At 63.6% G+C, this 14,782-nt stretch carries 13 protein-coding genes; 6 read left to right on the forward strand and 7 right to left on the reverse strand.

The window, feature by feature from the left end:
* Positions 1-37 precede the first annotated feature (37 nt).
* Positions 38-766 (reverse strand): S4 domain-containing protein, encoded by a 729-nt coding sequence (locus RZE79_RS03980; protein ID WP_319359115.1) that lies wholly within the window; start codon positions 764-766, stop codon positions 38-40.
* Entirely contained in the window at positions 763-2,445 is a 1,683-nt protein-coding gene (locus tag RZE79_RS03985) for an MBL fold metallo-hydrolase (protein WP_319359116.1), read from the reverse strand. Before RZE79_RS03985 ends, RZE79_RS03980 begins: the two co-directional genes overlap by 4 nt.
* A 110-nt stretch (positions 2,446-2,555) precedes the next feature.
* Between RZE79_RS03985 and RZE79_RS03990 the strand changes: the two genes are divergently transcribed.
* Entirely contained in the window at positions 2,556-3,560 is a 1,005-nt protein-coding gene (locus RZE79_RS03990) for a tripartite tricarboxylate transporter substrate binding protein (RefSeq protein WP_101491235.1), read from the forward strand.
* On the opposite strand, the gene RZE79_RS03995 is transcribed toward RZE79_RS03990, so the two are convergent.
* Positions 3,561-4,391 (reverse strand): TorF family putative porin, encoded by an 831-nt coding sequence (locus RZE79_RS03995; RefSeq protein WP_319359117.1) that lies wholly within the window; start codon positions 4,389-4,391, stop codon positions 3,561-3,563.
* 274 nt (positions 4,392-4,665) lie between these two features.
* Between RZE79_RS03995 and RZE79_RS04000 the strand changes: the two genes are divergently transcribed.
* On the forward strand, positions 4,666-5,868 hold the full coding sequence (locus RZE79_RS04000; RefSeq protein WP_319359118.1) for an amidohydrolase family protein: 1,203 nt from the start codon (positions 4,666-4,668) through the stop codon (positions 5,866-5,868).
* On the forward strand, positions 5,865-7,181 hold the full coding sequence (locus RZE79_RS04005; RefSeq protein WP_319359119.1) for a cyanate transporter: 1,317 nt from the start codon (positions 5,865-5,867) through the stop codon (positions 7,179-7,181). The genes RZE79_RS04000 and RZE79_RS04005 overlap by 4 nt, the downstream gene beginning before the upstream one ends.
* 23 nt (positions 7,182-7,204) lie before the next feature.
* On the opposite strand, the gene RZE79_RS04010 is transcribed toward RZE79_RS04005, so the two are convergent.
* Complete coding sequence (locus RZE79_RS04010; protein WP_319359120.1) at positions 7,205-8,059, reverse strand: hypothetical protein; 855 nt, start codon at positions 8,057-8,059, stop codon at positions 7,205-7,207.
* A 132-nt stretch (positions 8,060-8,191) separates the two neighbouring features.
* Here RZE79_RS04010 and RZE79_RS04015 point away from each other — a divergent pair, with 132 nt between their 5' ends.
* Positions 8,192-8,569 carry a hypothetical protein gene (locus tag RZE79_RS04015; RefSeq protein ID WP_319359121.1) on the forward strand — a complete coding sequence of 126 codons (378 nt, stop codon included), beginning with the start codon at positions 8,192-8,194 and terminating at the stop codon, positions 8,567-8,569.
* A gap of 33 nt (positions 8,570-8,602) precedes the next feature.
* On the opposite strand, the gene RZE79_RS04020 is transcribed toward RZE79_RS04015, so the two are convergent.
* From RZE79_RS04020 to RZE79_RS04030, 3 genes are all read right to left on the reverse strand, one after another.
* On the reverse strand, positions 8,603-9,028 hold the full coding sequence (locus tag RZE79_RS04020) for a PaaI family thioesterase (RefSeq protein ID WP_319359122.1): 426 nt from the start codon (positions 9,026-9,028) through the stop codon (positions 8,603-8,605).
* A gap of 102 nt (positions 9,029-9,130) precedes the next feature.
* Positions 9,131-9,955, reverse strand: a complete 825-nt coding sequence (gene dkgB / locus RZE79_RS04025) for a 2,5-didehydrogluconate reductase DkgB (protein WP_319359123.1) — start codon at positions 9,953-9,955, stop codon at positions 9,131-9,133.
* A gap of 24 nt (positions 9,956-9,979) precedes the next feature.
* A complete protein-coding gene (locus RZE79_RS04030) occupies positions 9,980-11,233 on the reverse strand; it encodes an MFS transporter (RefSeq protein WP_319359124.1) in 1,254 nt (417 codons plus the stop codon).
* Between the two features lie 138 nt (positions 11,234-11,371).
* Here RZE79_RS04030 and RZE79_RS04035 point away from each other — a divergent pair, with 138 nt between their 5' ends.
* Complete coding sequence (locus RZE79_RS04035; RefSeq protein WP_319359125.1) at positions 11,372-13,768, forward strand: sensor histidine kinase; 2,397 nt, start codon at positions 11,372-11,374, stop codon at positions 13,766-13,768.
* Complete coding sequence (locus tag RZE79_RS04040) at positions 13,765-14,781, forward strand: hypothetical protein (RefSeq protein ID WP_319359126.1); 1,017 nt, start codon at positions 13,765-13,767, stop codon at positions 14,779-14,781. The genes RZE79_RS04035 and RZE79_RS04040 overlap by 4 nt, the downstream gene beginning before the upstream one ends.
* The last annotated feature ends 1 nt before the right edge of the window (position 14,782 follow it).

The raw sequence follows: 14,782 nt of genomic DNA on the forward strand, positions 1-14,782 counted from the left end.
GCAGTTTGCGGTGCTGCCTCGTCGCCTCGGTCCTTTGTCAAAAACGCTCGTGCGGCGCCAGGTAGCGCCACTGTCCCGGCTGCAGCCCGGCCAGCGGCACGCGGCCGATGCGAAGGCGCCGCATCGCCAGGATGCGCAGGCCCACGGTGTCGCAGATGTTCGCGATCTGCCCGGGTCGCGCGCCCTTCAGCGCAAAGCGCAGGCCGGTCTGGTCGTCGGCCTGTCGGCCGATGCTTACGCGCGCAGGCGAACGCTCCAGCCGCGCCAGCACTTCGGGGCCGACCGGGCCGGCCACATCGACCATCACTTCATGTTCGAGGATGCCCGCGTCTTCCTGCAGCTTGCGCTCGACGCGGAACTCCTGCGTATAGGCCACGAGGCCGCTCGCGCCGGTTTCGAGCGGCGTCATGCAGCGCTGTCCGCGCACATGCGCCGGCAAAAAGCGCTGGCCCTCGCGTTCGGGGTCGTGATGGTTCGCGGCCACCAGCAGTTGGTGTGCGTTGTCGGTCGGCATGCCGGCGGGCTTGTAGAGCACCAGCGTCACCGGCACGATCGGCTCGGGCCGCGCGCCGGCCGCGATCTCGACCTGCTGGTGCGCCTGCACGCGCGATTGCGGCAGCAGCGCGGGCACGCCGTCGACGCGCACCGCGCCGTTCTCGATCAGCAGTTCGGCCTCGCGGCGCGACACCTGGGCCATCGCGGCCACGCGCTTGGCCAGGCGCACGCCTTCGTCGCCGGGAGCAGAGGGGCGGTTCGAGCGGTTCATCGCGCGTCCGCCAGTTGACGGATACGCGCGACATGCGCCGCGAGCGACCGCGCCGCCACGGGCCACATGCGCTCGGGCACGTCGTCGTAGGCAAGCGGCAGCCACTGCTCGGGCGTGCCTTCGGGCAGCCGCTGCATCGCGGCGGCGATCTTGGCCTCGCGCTTCAGGCGGTGCGCCTTCAGGTGCGCGATGGCCGTGCGCGCAAAGCCGATCACGTAGCCGTGCGCCGGCAGGATGAAGTCGATGCCGCCGGCCGCGCAGGCTGCGTCGAGCTTGTCGAGCGAATCGAGATACGCCGTCATGTCGCCGTCCGGCGGATCGATCACCGTCGTGCTGCCGTTGAGGATGTGGTCGCCCGAGAACAGCAGGCCGTCTTCTTCGAGCACCAGGCACAGGTGGTTGGCCGCATGGCCGGGCGTGTGGATGGCGCGCAGCGTGTGCGTGAGCGGCGTGCCGTCGGCCGCGGTGCCCGAGAGCACCAGCCGTTCGCCGTCGGCCAGTTCGCGCTCGGCGTTGAAGCGCGCGGTGGAACGTGCCGTGGGCGCGGACGACAGGCCGAGGATCGGCGGCTTGCGCTCTGCCGCGCACAGCGCCTGCAGTGGCGCGGCGCCCGGCGAATGGTCGGCGTGCGAGTGCGTGCAGACGATGAGGCGGATGTCGCCTTGCGTGGCTTCGATCAGCCGTGCGAGGTGCGTGGCGTCGTTCGGGCCCGGATCGATCACGAGGTAGCCCGTGGCCGCGTCGCCGACGATGTACGTGTTGGTGCCCGGGCCGGTCATGGCGCTGGGGTTCGGCGCGGTGAGGCGCTGCACGTTCTTCAACAGCGCCACGGGCTGCGTGCTCTGCCAGTCGAGCGTGTGCGCGATCTGGCCGTCGGGGCACACCAGTGCGAGTTCGCCGAAGGGCGACTCGTGTTCCATGTAGCGCGCATCTTCGCCCTTGAGCAGGCCGGCGCGCGGGCAGCTGGTCCACAGCGGCTTTTCTTCCGCACCGCTCGCCGGCGCACAGGTCGCGAGCACCGCATCGACCGTCGCGTAGGTCGCCATGCGCTGCAGCGTGCGGATGGTCGGGAAGATCATGAAGAAGCTGCCCGCCTCGTGGCGCGCCAGCGCGTCGGCCGGGCGCACCCAGCAGGGCTCGAACTGTTCGCTCTCGTCGGCCGTGGGCACTTGGCCCTCGGGCATGCGCGCCACCAGGAAGGGCACGTCGAAGCGCTTGGGCAGGTCGCGGTCGGTGATCCAGTGCGCGAAGGTGAACACCTCGTCGGCCGACAGCACCAGGCCGCGTGCCGCGCACTGGTCGGCGAAGGCCGTGCCGGCGGTGGCGTTGCGGTCCATCGCGGCGACCTCGTCGGCGCTCACCGCGCGGCCGTCGGCGTGGCGGGCCAGCAGGATGCCGAGTTCTTCGAAAGCCTCGCGAATTGCGGCGATGGCCTGCGTGTGCTGCGTGGTGCTTTGCGTGGCGCGCCGTGCTGCGATGCGTGCGGCGTCCGCGTCGGCCGCGTCGATGTGCCCCCCCGGGAAAACGTAGGCACCGGGCGCGAAGCTCGCGGTGGCCGAGCGGCGGGTCATGAGGAGTTCGAGCCCGGCGTCGGTGTCGCGCAGCAGCAGGACGGTGGCGGCGGCGCGCACGGGCACCGGCTCGCGATGGGCGTGGAGTTGTTGTGTGGGGCGGACCATGGAGCGATTATGGAGAGGCAAGGGGCGCGGTGCATAAGCACATGTGCAAACAGATATCAGCCGCGCGCCACAATGTGCGCCTGCACCGTCCGCCTCGAAGAAAGACCGATATGGCCCATTCTCCCTTCTCGCGTCGCGCCCTGCTGGCCGCCGGCGCCTTGCTCTGCACCGCTGCCGCATCGACCCTGGCGCTGGCCCAGCCCGACTGGCCGCAACAACCCGTCACACTGATCATGGGCTTCCCGGCCGGCTCCGGCGTCGACGTGGTGGCCCGCGCCATCCAGGAGCCGCTGTCGCGCCAGCTCGGCAAGCCGGTGATCATCGACTACAAGTCGGGCGCGGCCGGCAACATCGCCAGCGAGTACGTCGCGCATGCCAAGCCCGACGGCTACACGCTCTCGTTCGGCACCGCCGCCACGCACGGCAGCAACGCGGCGCTCTACAAGAAGCTGCCCTTCGACGTGGAGGCCGACTTCGTGCCCGTGGCGCCCGTGCTCGACGTGTCGAACGTGCTCACCATCAACCCCGACGTGATCAACGTGCGCACGCTCAAGGAGTTCGTCGAGCTGGTGAAGGCCAACCCCGGCAAGTACAACTACGCCTCCACCGGCAACGGCGCCGGCACGCACATGGCCTTTGCCGAGTTCAACTCGCGCCTGGGCCTGAACATGGTCCACGTGCCCTATAAGGGCGGCCCCGAGGCCATCACCTCGGTGGTGCGCGGCGAAACCTGCTGCATCATGAACCAGGTGCAGACCGTGCTGCCGCACTACAAGGCCGGCAAGGTGCGCCTGCTGGGCGTGACCACCGCCACGGCGGTGGCGGCCGTGAAAGAGGTGCCGACCATCGCCTCCAGCGGCCTGCCGGGCACCAAGGGCTTCGACAGCGCGATCTGGTTCGGCATCTTCGCGCCCAAGGGCACCGACGCGCACATCGTCGACAAGCTCAATGCCGCCGTGAAGACGGTGCTCGAGCAGCCCGAGATCCGCGAGCGCTTCGAGAGCCAGGGCAACACCGTGCGCATCGAGTCGCCCGCGCAGTTCAAGAAGACCGTGCACGCCAACCGCGTGAAGTGGGCCGAAGTCGCCAAGGCGGCGAACATCAGCATCGACTGATCAGAGCGTCTTGGTCAGCGTCAGGATGAAGCGCGCCTTGTTCGGCGAGTACGTCGTCTGGCCGACGGTGCCGAAACCGACGTCGTAGCCCGGGTTGGCCACTGAGACGTACGAACTCTTTTTGTTCGCGCCCTGCACCGAGCCCGTGAGCGTGAGGCCGCTGCCGAAGTCGTAGGTGGCGCCGACGTTGTAGTCGACGTAGCTCCTGTAGCCCAGGCTGCGGATGTCGCTCGACATGTTCGTGTAGCCCACCGCAGCTTTCAGCGTGACCTTGGGCACGATCTCCTTGCTGTAGGCCAGGTTCAGGTAGCCGGTGTTGCGGCCCGTGCGGCCCGAGCCGGTCTTGGCGCCGGCGTAGCCGAAGTAGTCCTTCGACACCGTGTGCGAATACTTCAGCGTGAACGAGCCGATGGTTTCGTCGGTGTAGCCCGCGCTGGCGTACAGCTCCGTCGTGTTCCCCGTCGAATTGCCCGGGTAGATGTAGGTGAGCGCGCCCACGTCCATGTCGAGCGGGCCGGCCTTGAACTTGTAGCCGCCGTACAGGTCGCTTTCGAGGCTGTTGCCCTGGAGCCAGTTGACGCTCGAATTCCAGTTGCCAATGTAGAAGCCGCTGTCGCCGAAGGCGTAGTCGAAGCCGCCCTGCACGGCGGGCTTGAGGCCTCGGGTCTTGGCGTGGTCGTTCTTGCCGAGCATGTCCTGGTCCTGGCCGCGGAACTTGTAGTTCGTGGTCAGCGCCACGTTGCCCGTGAGCTGCGCGTTGGCGAGCAGGGGCAGGGCGATGAGCGTGGGAAGAACGAGCACCGGCAAGGCGGTGCGAAGGAGGTGTTTCATCGAAAGAATTCGCTAACGGATGGAGGAGCCGGCAGCGTAGAAGGGCGCGTCTAAAGGCCGCGTAAAAAAGCAGGGCGCGGGCGCAAAAGTTTTGCGCGGCGGCACGAACTCCGGCGCGCGTCAGTGGTCGTGCGTGTGCGCCGCGCATCGCCGTTCAGCAGCGCCGCCAGGTCGGCTTCCTGCACCGCCGCCGCACCGGCGATCACGCGCTGCTCCAGCGCGTCCCAAAATAATTCGATATGGTTGACAAAAATACAACCCCATGAGTTCGAACATGCCTTCCCTGTTGCTTCGCAACGTACGCCCCCTGGGTGCTTCCGCGGTCGATGTGCGCGTGCACGACGGCCGCATTGCCGAGATCGGCACCGCACTCGCCGCACCGGCCGGTGCCACCGTCGAAGAAGGCGAGGGCGCCTTGCTGCTGCCCGGCCTCGTCGAAGGCCACACCCACCTCGACAAGACGATGTGGGGCATGGACTGGTACCGCAACGAGGTCGGCACCAACCTCACCGACAAGATCGAGAACGAGCGCGCCTTCCGCCACGCCAGCGGGCACGATGCCGCCGCCCAGTCGCTGGTGCTCGCGAAGGCCTTTCTCGCGCTCGGCACCACGCGCTTGCGCACGCATGTCGACGTCGACACCCAGGCCGGCCTGCGCCACCTCGAAGGCACGCTGCGCACGCGCGAGACGCTGCGCGAGGTGCAGCAGATCCAGGTCGTCGCCTTTCCGCAGTCGGGCCTGCTCGGGCGCGCCGGCACGGCCGAGCTGCTCGACCAGTCGCTGGCGATGGGCGCCGACGTGCTCGGCGGCCTCGACCCCTGCGCCATCGACGGCGACCCCGTGAAGTCGCTCGACGTGCTCTTCGGCATCGCCCACAAGCACCAGCGCCCGCTCGACATCCACCTGCACGAACCCGGCGCCATGGGCGCCTTCTCGCTCGACCTGATCCTGCAGCGCACCGAGGCGCTCGGCATGCAGGGCAAGGTCGCGATCAGCCACGGTTTCTGCCTGGGCGACGTCAGCGAACGCGAGCGCGATGCCTTGCTCGCGCGCATGGCGAAGCTCGGCGTGGTGCTCGTCACCAGCGCGCCGGCTTCGCGCAGCGTGCCGCCGCTCCTGGCGTGCCGCGCGGCCGGCGTCACCGTGCTCGGCGGCAACGACGGCATCCGCGACACCTGGTCGCCCTACGGCAACCCCGACATGCTCGAGCGCGCCATGCTCATCGGCCTGCGCTACAACCTGCGCCGCGACGATGAGCTCGACGTGGCGCTCGACACCGTCACCCACTCCGGCGCGCGCGGCTGCGGCTTTGCGGCTTACGGGCTCGACGTGGGCTGCCGCGCCGACCTCGTGCTGGTCGACGCGCAAACGACCGCGCAGGCCGTGGTGAGCCGCCCCGTGCGCCGGCTCGTGGTGTCGGGCGGCCGCGTGGTCGCGCGCCACGGCACGCTCGTGCCCGGCGCCGTGCCCGCGTGAGCCGCGCTGCATCTGCTGTATCGGTCCCCTCGCGCAACGGCGCGGGCCCGGTCTTCTTCGCCTGCGTGGTCGTGCTGGTCGCGCTCAACCTGCGCGCCTTTCTCACGTCGAGCAGCCCCTTGCTCGAACCGATCCGCGCCGCGACCGGCATCGGCTTCCACGCCGTCGCGCTGCTCACCGTGCTGCCGATGTTCGCGATGGGCGCCGTGTCGCTGTCGGGCGCGGCCGTGGGCCAGCGCCTGGGTGCGCGCGGCGGCATCGCGCTCGGGCTCGGCGCGATCGCGCTGGCTTGCGCCGGCCGCTATGTGGCGGGTGGTGCCGCGGCGCTGCTGTGGAGCGCCGCGCTCGCGGGCGCGGGCGTCGGGCTGGTGCAGGCGCTCATGCCCGGCGTGGTCAAGCAGGCCTACCCTGCGCGGCTCGGCCTCATGACCGGGCTCTATTCGGCCGCCATCATGGGCGGCGGCGGGCTCGGCGCCATGGCCAGCCCGTGGCTCGCGCGCGCAGTGGGCGGCGATGCGCAGCTCGACTGGCACGCCGGCCTTGCGATGTGGGCGGTGCTCGCGGTCGTGGCGCTGGTGGCGTGGCTGCGCGGTGCGCGGCAGCTGCCGTCTGCATCGTCATCCGCACGCGGCACCGCCGACCCCTCGCTCGACCGTGTCTGGCTGCGCTGCTTCGGCCACCGCCGCGCGTGGCTGCTGGCGCTGTGCTTCGGCCTCATCAACGGCGGCTACACCAGCCTCGTCGCGTGGCTGCCGCATTACTTCCATGCCGAGCGCGGCTGGACGGCGCAGCAGGGCGGTGCCGTGCTCGCGCTCATGACGCTGGCGCAGGTCGTCGGTGCGCTCACCTTGCCGGCGCTCGCGCGGCGCGGCGGCCAGCGCGACCTGCGGCCCTGGCTGGCCGGTGCGCTGCTGGCGCAGCTCGCAGGCTTTGCGGCGCTCGGGTTTGCGTTGCCCGTGCCGGCGGCCGCTGTCGCCGTCGTGCTCGGCGTCGGCCTGGGCGGTGCGTTCTCGCTGTGCATGGTGCTCGCGCTCGACCATCGGCCCGACCCCGCGCAGGCCGGCGCGCTCGCGGGTTTCATGCAGGGCGTGGGCTTCATGATCGCGGCGCTCGCGCCCTTCGTCACCGGCTGGGTGCGCGAGCAGACCGGCGGCTTCACCATGGCCTGGGCCTATCTGGCCGTGGTTGCCGTGTTGCTGTTGCCCGCCGTGCTGCGCTTCGACCCGCGCCGCTACGCCAGCGCCACCGCAGGCCTCTTCGACGCGAAGGCTGCACCCGCGCCGTGCCCCATCGACCAAACCCGCAAGGCCTGAGACAGGGGATCGATGTCGAGGTGCTATGCCGCCGCAGCGTCGCCACGCTGCGCCGCTTCGAACTCGGCGCGGTTGAACAGGCCGAAGTACAGAACCTCCGACCACTGCAGCCCCAGCGGATATTCCGTCGCGCGGCTGCGCGTGCTGTCGCAGTCGTCGTCGAAGCGCAGCCCGAAGAAGGCATCGAGCGGGGCCGCCTGCTTTGTTGCACCGGCCTCGCGCAGCAATTGCGCCGCCGCCGCAATGTCTTGCGGCAACGCATCGAGCGCGGCGCCGGCCTGCTGGCAGCGCGCGAGCTCCTGTTCGACGCAGGCCCGCAGCGGGCCTTCTTCCGATTCGGACATGGTGTCGAGCTCGACCGTTTCCAGCAGCAGGTGCGTGTCGCGGTGGGCTTCAAGAAAAGCCAGGGTCTCGTCCAGCCAGCCCGGCAGTTGCGTCGAGCCCGTCGCGGGTGTGGTCGCGGCGGGCGCGGCAACGGCAGGGGGCGCCTTCGATGCGGCGGCCGACGAGAGCCGGCTCTTGATCCGGTCGATCAGCGACAGGGCCTTCGGCGCCGCAGCAGGTGCCGTGGACGGCGTGGCGGGCGATGGCGCCTGCGTTGCCAGGAACCTCACGATGTCGATGAAGCGCTTCACCCGCGCAAAGCCCGGCTCGAAGTTGCTGCTGATCGCGTACAGCTTCACCTTCTCGTCCGCCTCGTCGTCATCGAGCCCGTCCGAGATCAGCGACGCGCACAGCTGCGGGTCGCCCGACATCAGCAGCCGGTACATGAACGGCACGTCGTAGTTCCACTCGGACACGCCCGAGATCGTTTCGGGCCGGTCCGCATACGACGTGGGCCGGTTGCTGAGGCTGTACAGGTAAGAGCGATTGGCCATGGGTCCAAAGTGTGAATGGCGGCTGCAATGCAAGCGCGGCGCCGTGACAAAAATGAAGAAGTGCCACCCCTCGCGAAGCGGCCTTCGGCCTGGTCAGCTGATTCTGCCCGCGCCAGATTTACACTCCGCCCCATGCAAGGAAAGCAAGGAAAAGACGACGTTCAGCGCGGTCTGCAGCCCGTGGTGGAGCTGCGCTCTGAAGGCGCGTCGTACCTGTATTCCGTGCGCGCGCCGCGCTCCAAGGGCGTGATCCCGCCCAGCTCTTACAGCCACACCGGCTTTGCCAGCGTCGCCGATTGCCTGCGCGACATTGCAGGCGCGCTCGGGAGCAACTTCAATCGCATCTACGTTCGCCTCGAAGGCCACTGCGTCGGTGAGCGCGACATTGCCGAACTGCGCAAGGCGCCGGACGCCGTCGCGGCGGAACTGCAGGCCATGTGCCGCGCGGTGATCGCCGAGCAGCAGAAGCAAAAAGAAGAACACGGCAAAGCCGCCACGCCGCGCGAGTAGCCGCGCAAAGCGACGACGACTGCGGTCGCGCGCTTACTGCGCCACGTTCACGATGGTCGCCTGCATCATCGCCACCACCTTGTAGTCCGTGTCGCCCGCCTTCGCGAAGGCGCGCACTTCGCCCGTGCACACCGCGAGCAGCTTGCCCGAACTCTGCACCCGGCCGACCGCCAGGAAGCGCTCGCCCAGCGCGGGTCGCATGAAGTTGATCTTGAACTCCGCCGTCACCACGTCGCAGCCCTGCGGCGCTTTCGTGAGCCCTGCGTAGCCGCAGGCGCTGTCGACGATGCTCGTCACCGCGCCCGCATGCACATAGCCCCGCTGCTGCGACAGCGCTTTCGAGAACGGCATCTCGATGTGCACCTCGCCATCGCCCACATGCACCAGCCGCGCGCCGAGCGTGGCCATCAGGCCCTGCGCGTTGAAGCTGTCGGAGACGCGGGTGTGGAGATCGGTCATGGCTGGCGAGGGGAGAAGAAGCAGAAGAAAGAGGGCGCCGGTCGTGGCGCCCCGAGGGGTTGCTGCATTCTGCCGCGCAGCTTCACGCCCGACGCCAGAGCCTCAATCCCACGCCGGCGACAGCCCTTGCGGATCGGTCAGCCGTTCGCCGCGGTCGAGCTCTGCGATCTGCGCCATCTCGGCCTCGGTCAGCGTCAGTTGCTGCGCCTTCAGGTTGCTTTCGAGGTTCGCGCGCTTCGTCGACGACGGAATCACCGCGTAGCCCAGTTGCATCGCCCAGGCCAGCACCACTTGCGCGGGCGTGGCACCGTGCGCCGTGGCCATCGCGCCGATCACCGGGTCGTTCAGCACCTTGCCGTAGGCCAGCGTCATGTACGAGGTGATGCGGATGTCGTGGCGCTGCGCGAAGGCCGCCACCTTGCGGTTCTGCAGGTAGGGGTGCAGCTCGATCTGGTTCGTGGCAATAGCTGGCGCGCCCACGGCGGCAATGGCCTCCTGCATCAACGCGATGTTGAAGTTCGACACGCCAATCTGCTTCGTGAGCCCCAGCGCCTTGGCCTCGGCCAGCGCGCCCATGAACTCCGCCACCGGCACCGCGTTGCCGGGCGAGGGCCAGTGGATCAGCGTCAGGTCCACATGGTCGGTGCGCAGTTTGGCGAGGCTGTCTTTCAGGCTGGGCACCAGCTTGTCTTTCGCGTAATGGTCGGTCCAGATCTTGGTGGTGATGAACAGCTCGCTGCGGGCCACGCCGCTTTCGGCAATGGCCTGGCCCACTTCGGCTTCGTTGCCGTAGATCTGCGCTGTGTCGATCGTGCGGTAGCCCAGGTCGAGGCCGTTCTTCACCGAGTCGATCACCACCTGGCCCTGCAGGCGGAAGGTGCCGAGGCCGAAGGCGGGAATGGGGGTGTGGATGTTGTTCGTGGTCATGTGGGTCCTTGGGGATGAATGGATTCAGTTCGAGGAATGCCGCGGAACCGGCTTTGCCGGGCCGCTGGCGTTGCCCCCTGCAAGGGGGTTGGCGAAGCGACACGAAGTGCGCGAAGACTGGGGGTTAGCGTCAAGCCATCCGCTCCACTGCGTGAGGGCGAGAGACACCAGCACGACCAGCGCGCCGATCCAGGGCGTGTGCATCAGCCCGAGGTGCGACACGATCAAACCGCCGGCCCAGGCTGCGCCTGCAATGCCCAGGTTGAAGGCCGCGATGTTCAGGCCCGAGGCCACGTCCACCGCCTGCGGCGTGAAGCGTTCGGCCTGTTTCACCACATAGACCTGCAGCCCCGGCACATTGCCGAACGCCACCGCGCCCCACATCAGCACCGCCACCAGCGCCAGCCACTTGTGCGGCGCCGCGAAGTTGAAGACCAGCAGCACGGCCGCCAGCAGCGCAAAGATGATCTTCAGCGCCGGAATCGGACCCAGCCGGTCGGCCAGCTTGCCGCCCCAGATGTTGCCCACCGCCACCGAGATGCCGTACACCAGCATCACCCAGCCCACCGTGCCGGCGCTGAAGCCCGACACGTCTGTGAGGATCGGCGCCAGGAACGTGAACGGAATGAACGAGCCGCCGTAACCGATGGCCGTCTTGGCATACACCAGCAGCAGGCGCGGCTCGGCCAGCACCTTCGCTTGTTGCGCCAGCGAGGCCGGCGGCGTGTGGCGGATGTTGCCCGGCACGAAGATCCAGCTGCCGATGAAGGCGACCACGCCCAGCGCCGACACCGCCAAAAAGGTCTCGCGCCAGCCGAAGTGCTGCCCGATGAACGTGCCCAGCGGCACCCCCGTAACCAGCGCCACCGTGAGGCCCGTGAACATGATCGCGATGGCGCTCGCCGCCTTGTCCTTCGGCACCAGGCCGGTGGCAATCGTCGAACCGATCGAGAAGAACACCCCGTGCGCCAGCCCCGTGAGCACGCGGGCGGCAATCAGCGATTCATAGCTGGGCGCCTGCCACGCCAGCAGGTTGCCGACCGTGAACAGCGCCATCAGCCCGAGCAGCAGCGCCTTGCGCGGCAGCTTGCCCGTGAGGGCCGTGAGCACCGGCGCGCCAATGGCAACGCCCAGCGCGTAGAGGCTGACCAGCAGGCCGGCGGAGGGAAGGCCGATGCCGAGGTCGGCAGCGACGGTGGGGAGGAGGCCAACGATGACGAACTCGGTCGTTCCGATGGCGAAGGCGCTGAGGGTCAGCGCGAGTAAGGCGATTGGCATGAGAGCACTCCTTGTGGGATGAGGAGGAGTGTCTTGCGGTTATCTTTGCGGATTAAGGAGGGATTGAGCAGAAAATATTTGCATTCAAATCAATAATAAATTCGAATACTCACTCCTCTGTTCGGGTGCAATCCCTCAATGCGCGGTAGTCTTTTCGGCTCAGTGCTGAATGGGCTGACTCTTCTAGAAGAGTTTCCATATGTTGCTGGCGCAGATACACTGAGAAAAAATCTGCTGACGATAAATATGCCGATAAGCGAAACAAAAAATACTCCTGTAGAGCAGCCATTCCGATTTGCTGTCGACAGTGCGTTGTTAGGGGAATTAGGCGAGAAGCTGGTTTCGACCGTGCATGTCGCCCTTTCGGAGCTTGTCAAAAACTCATACGACGCCGATGCTTCGTACGTCTCAGTTGGCATAGAGCCTCAAGAACTTGGAGCACCGACCATCACAGTCGAAGATGATGGCGCGGGTATGACTTTGGATGAGGTCAAAAAATATTGGATGAAGATCGGGACATCGAATAAGAAGACAAATCCGGTTTCTGATCTTTATGGACGGCTTAAAACAGGTTCGAAGGGTGTAGGTCGTTTTGCATGTCGCCGACTAGGGCTAAAGCTTACGCTCACGACTACCGCATTTGATGATTCAGTCAATAAAGAATTTCCCTATCAGAAAACAAAAATTGTCTTTAATTGGCAAGATTTTGTGGAAGGCGTCGATGTTGAATCAGTTTCCTGCATTGGGTCAACTTCAATTTCAAGCGTGGGGAAAACGGGAACGAGGCTGGAGATTGAAAATGGCCTGATTGACGAATGGCAAACTCGCGGCTTCAATTATTTGCAACGTCAATTGGCCTTATTGGTTAGCAACCGAGGGGCGCAGCGCCCAGGTTTTAAAAACGATCCAGGTTTCAATGTCGGATTGATGGCGCCTGAACTGTCGGGAACACCAATTGACGTGAGAGAGTCGATTATTGATGGCTGTTGGGGCACGCTTGTGGCGAGCGTTGATAAAGATGGTCAGCTTAGTTGCTCATTGAATGCTAAAGGCTTGGGAGGGACGAAAAAACTTGTCAGTCAAATTAAGTTCCCACTAATAAAAGGAGCGGAACTGCGAATCGGTATCGTGCCAACTCGAAAAGATGAGGCGCGTCGGCCGGAAATCTTGGCAAATTACGTTTTGTCGGATATCGTTGATATATGGGGCGGTGTGCAAGTTCGATTTAACGGATTTCGCATGTTTCCATATGGTGATCCACGCGATGATTGGCTCGGCATCGACGCAGATCGCGGAAAGAGACTGGGGAAGCCGAATGGTGAGCTTTTTGAATTTGCCGCTAGCCTGAACCGAGTCGACGCGAGTCGAACGCTTCTAAATATGCTGGGTATGAGAAATTACCTCGGGCAAGTAGAAGTAAGCTCACTAATTGAGAATCTTATTCCACGACTGGATCGTCAAGGTTTCGTGGAGAACGACGCCTTCGAACAATTGCGAAGCTTCGCACGGTTCGCAATTGACTGGGCGAACATCCATAGAGATCACTACATTCGTATTCGAGAGAGTGAAGACGCGGAGAGAGCACGCGATGCGATTCGACCATTTCTTGATTTAGATGTTCCACGCGAAGAAGTTGTTCCTAAAGCCGCAAATTATCTTCGAAGCGAAATAAAGAGGCTCGTTCAGGAATTGCCAGAACGCGAGCAGCAAGAGACTGAGGAAACACTATTTAGGACTGTAAAGGCGATAGAAACCGAAAGCTTAGACAGCCATCGACAGCTTCGCCATCTTCGCTTGGTCGCATCAGCATCGACGTTGACAGTTCTCTTCGCGCACGAAGTAAGAACAGTCTTGGGATCTCTCGGTGCGGCGTCGGCCCGCTTGAATCAGATTGCTAAATCTGTGCCTAAACACGTCAAAGAATTGACGGCTCTTTCTACCCAGTTGGATTCCACTAAACAGCGATTCGATAACTTGGTGGGTATGACCGGGATTGTGAGCTCATTTAGGCGATCGGATGAGCTAATCAATGTCCATTTGAAAACAACAATTGCAAGGGCAGTCGGATGCTTTCAGTTGTTGATTTCAAATTATGGAATTGAAATTAAGGATAATGAGGTGCCTTCCGATTTGACTGTGGGACCGATAATGGAAGGTGAGATTTACACGATTTTGCTAAATTTAATATCCAACTCAGTAAAGTCGGTTATTGCTGCAGGTCGCGATGCGCGGCTCATATCATTTCAAGCTCGTCGCGAGGGAAAGCAAGTGATTTTAAGAGTTCTTGATTCAGGCGTTGGACTGGACCCCACTTTTTTTGAAGAGGTATTTACACCTTTTATTTCAGACCCCTCGGGGGAACTGTATGACAAGCTCGAGGAGCGAGCTAATTCCGAGGACGCCTCAATGTTTGGCTCGGGAAGTGGTTTGGGACTTCCTATTGCGCGAGATGTCGCACGTTCGCGAGGCGGCGATATTAAATTTATAGAAACTACAGAACCTTGGAAAACTTGCGCGCAAGTAAGCCTGCCATGAAGAAAATAAAAATCATCTGGATTGACGATCTGAGGGCAAAGGTGGAGGACTACCGCGCCGTTATCGAGGCTGGCTCAGGAAAAACAACCGCGGAGTTGGAATTTGTTGAAGCAAAAGGCGATGTCCTGGATTTGTTGGAGAAGCTAGTCGAACGTGTTCGAGTGAAGCCTCCTCAGCTTTTTATTATCGACCAGGTCTTCAATTTGCAACTCGCGATCAAACTTAAGGGGTCGTCGGTCGCCAATTTATTAAGGAACACGTTCCCTAATATTCCAATGGTGTGCGTGACGGGAATGCTAGATTCCAAGCATTTTGATCAAGAAGATATCTCTGAATTCACTTCAATATTTTCCTATCAAGATTTGAATGGAAATATTGAGGAGATTTTTGCGATCGCCATCGATTTTCCGAAATTGCATACTAATGACCCGAATGTTCGAGGGCATGTTATACGCCTCTTGAAAGCGCCTAGTCGCGATAAAACCGATCTTGAGCGTTGTCTGCCGGAAGAATTTCAAAGTCAAAAATTATTCTCCACCACTCCGCATCGTATTGGGCGCTGGATAAATTCAGTTTTGATTGGACGCCCCGGGTTTTTGTACGACCGCCTCCATGCCGCAACTTTGCTGGGCCTGACAGAGAAGGGCTTCGGGAAAGTGGAGAATATTTTTGAGAAAGCAAAATACAAAGGTATTTTTTCGACCGAGGCAGAGCCGCGCTGGTGGGCAAGTGAGTTACAAAGAATTCTCTTTACAGTCGTCAAGGAGAGTGGATTTAGTGCGCCTCAAGCATTAGGTCGCAAGCTCGCGGGGATAACTAAACGAGATTTCAGTATTTGCTATATCTCTGGTGCGGCGGAACCTGCTCCCGAGGCCGTGGCGGCGACAGATGTTACAAGTACTGCTCAATATGTAGTGGTGAGAAGGCAATTCGCCGAGCCTCATCCAAATGATCGTGGGACAACGCCAGGAATCGAAGATCAGTTGATTCTGAAGCCCAGAGCCGCAAAATAAA

The organism is Variovorax sp. EBFNA2, assembly GCF_033802765.1.
Classification (GTDB): domain Bacteria; phylum Pseudomonadota; class Gammaproteobacteria; order Burkholderiales; family Burkholderiaceae_C; genus Variovorax; species Variovorax paradoxus_H.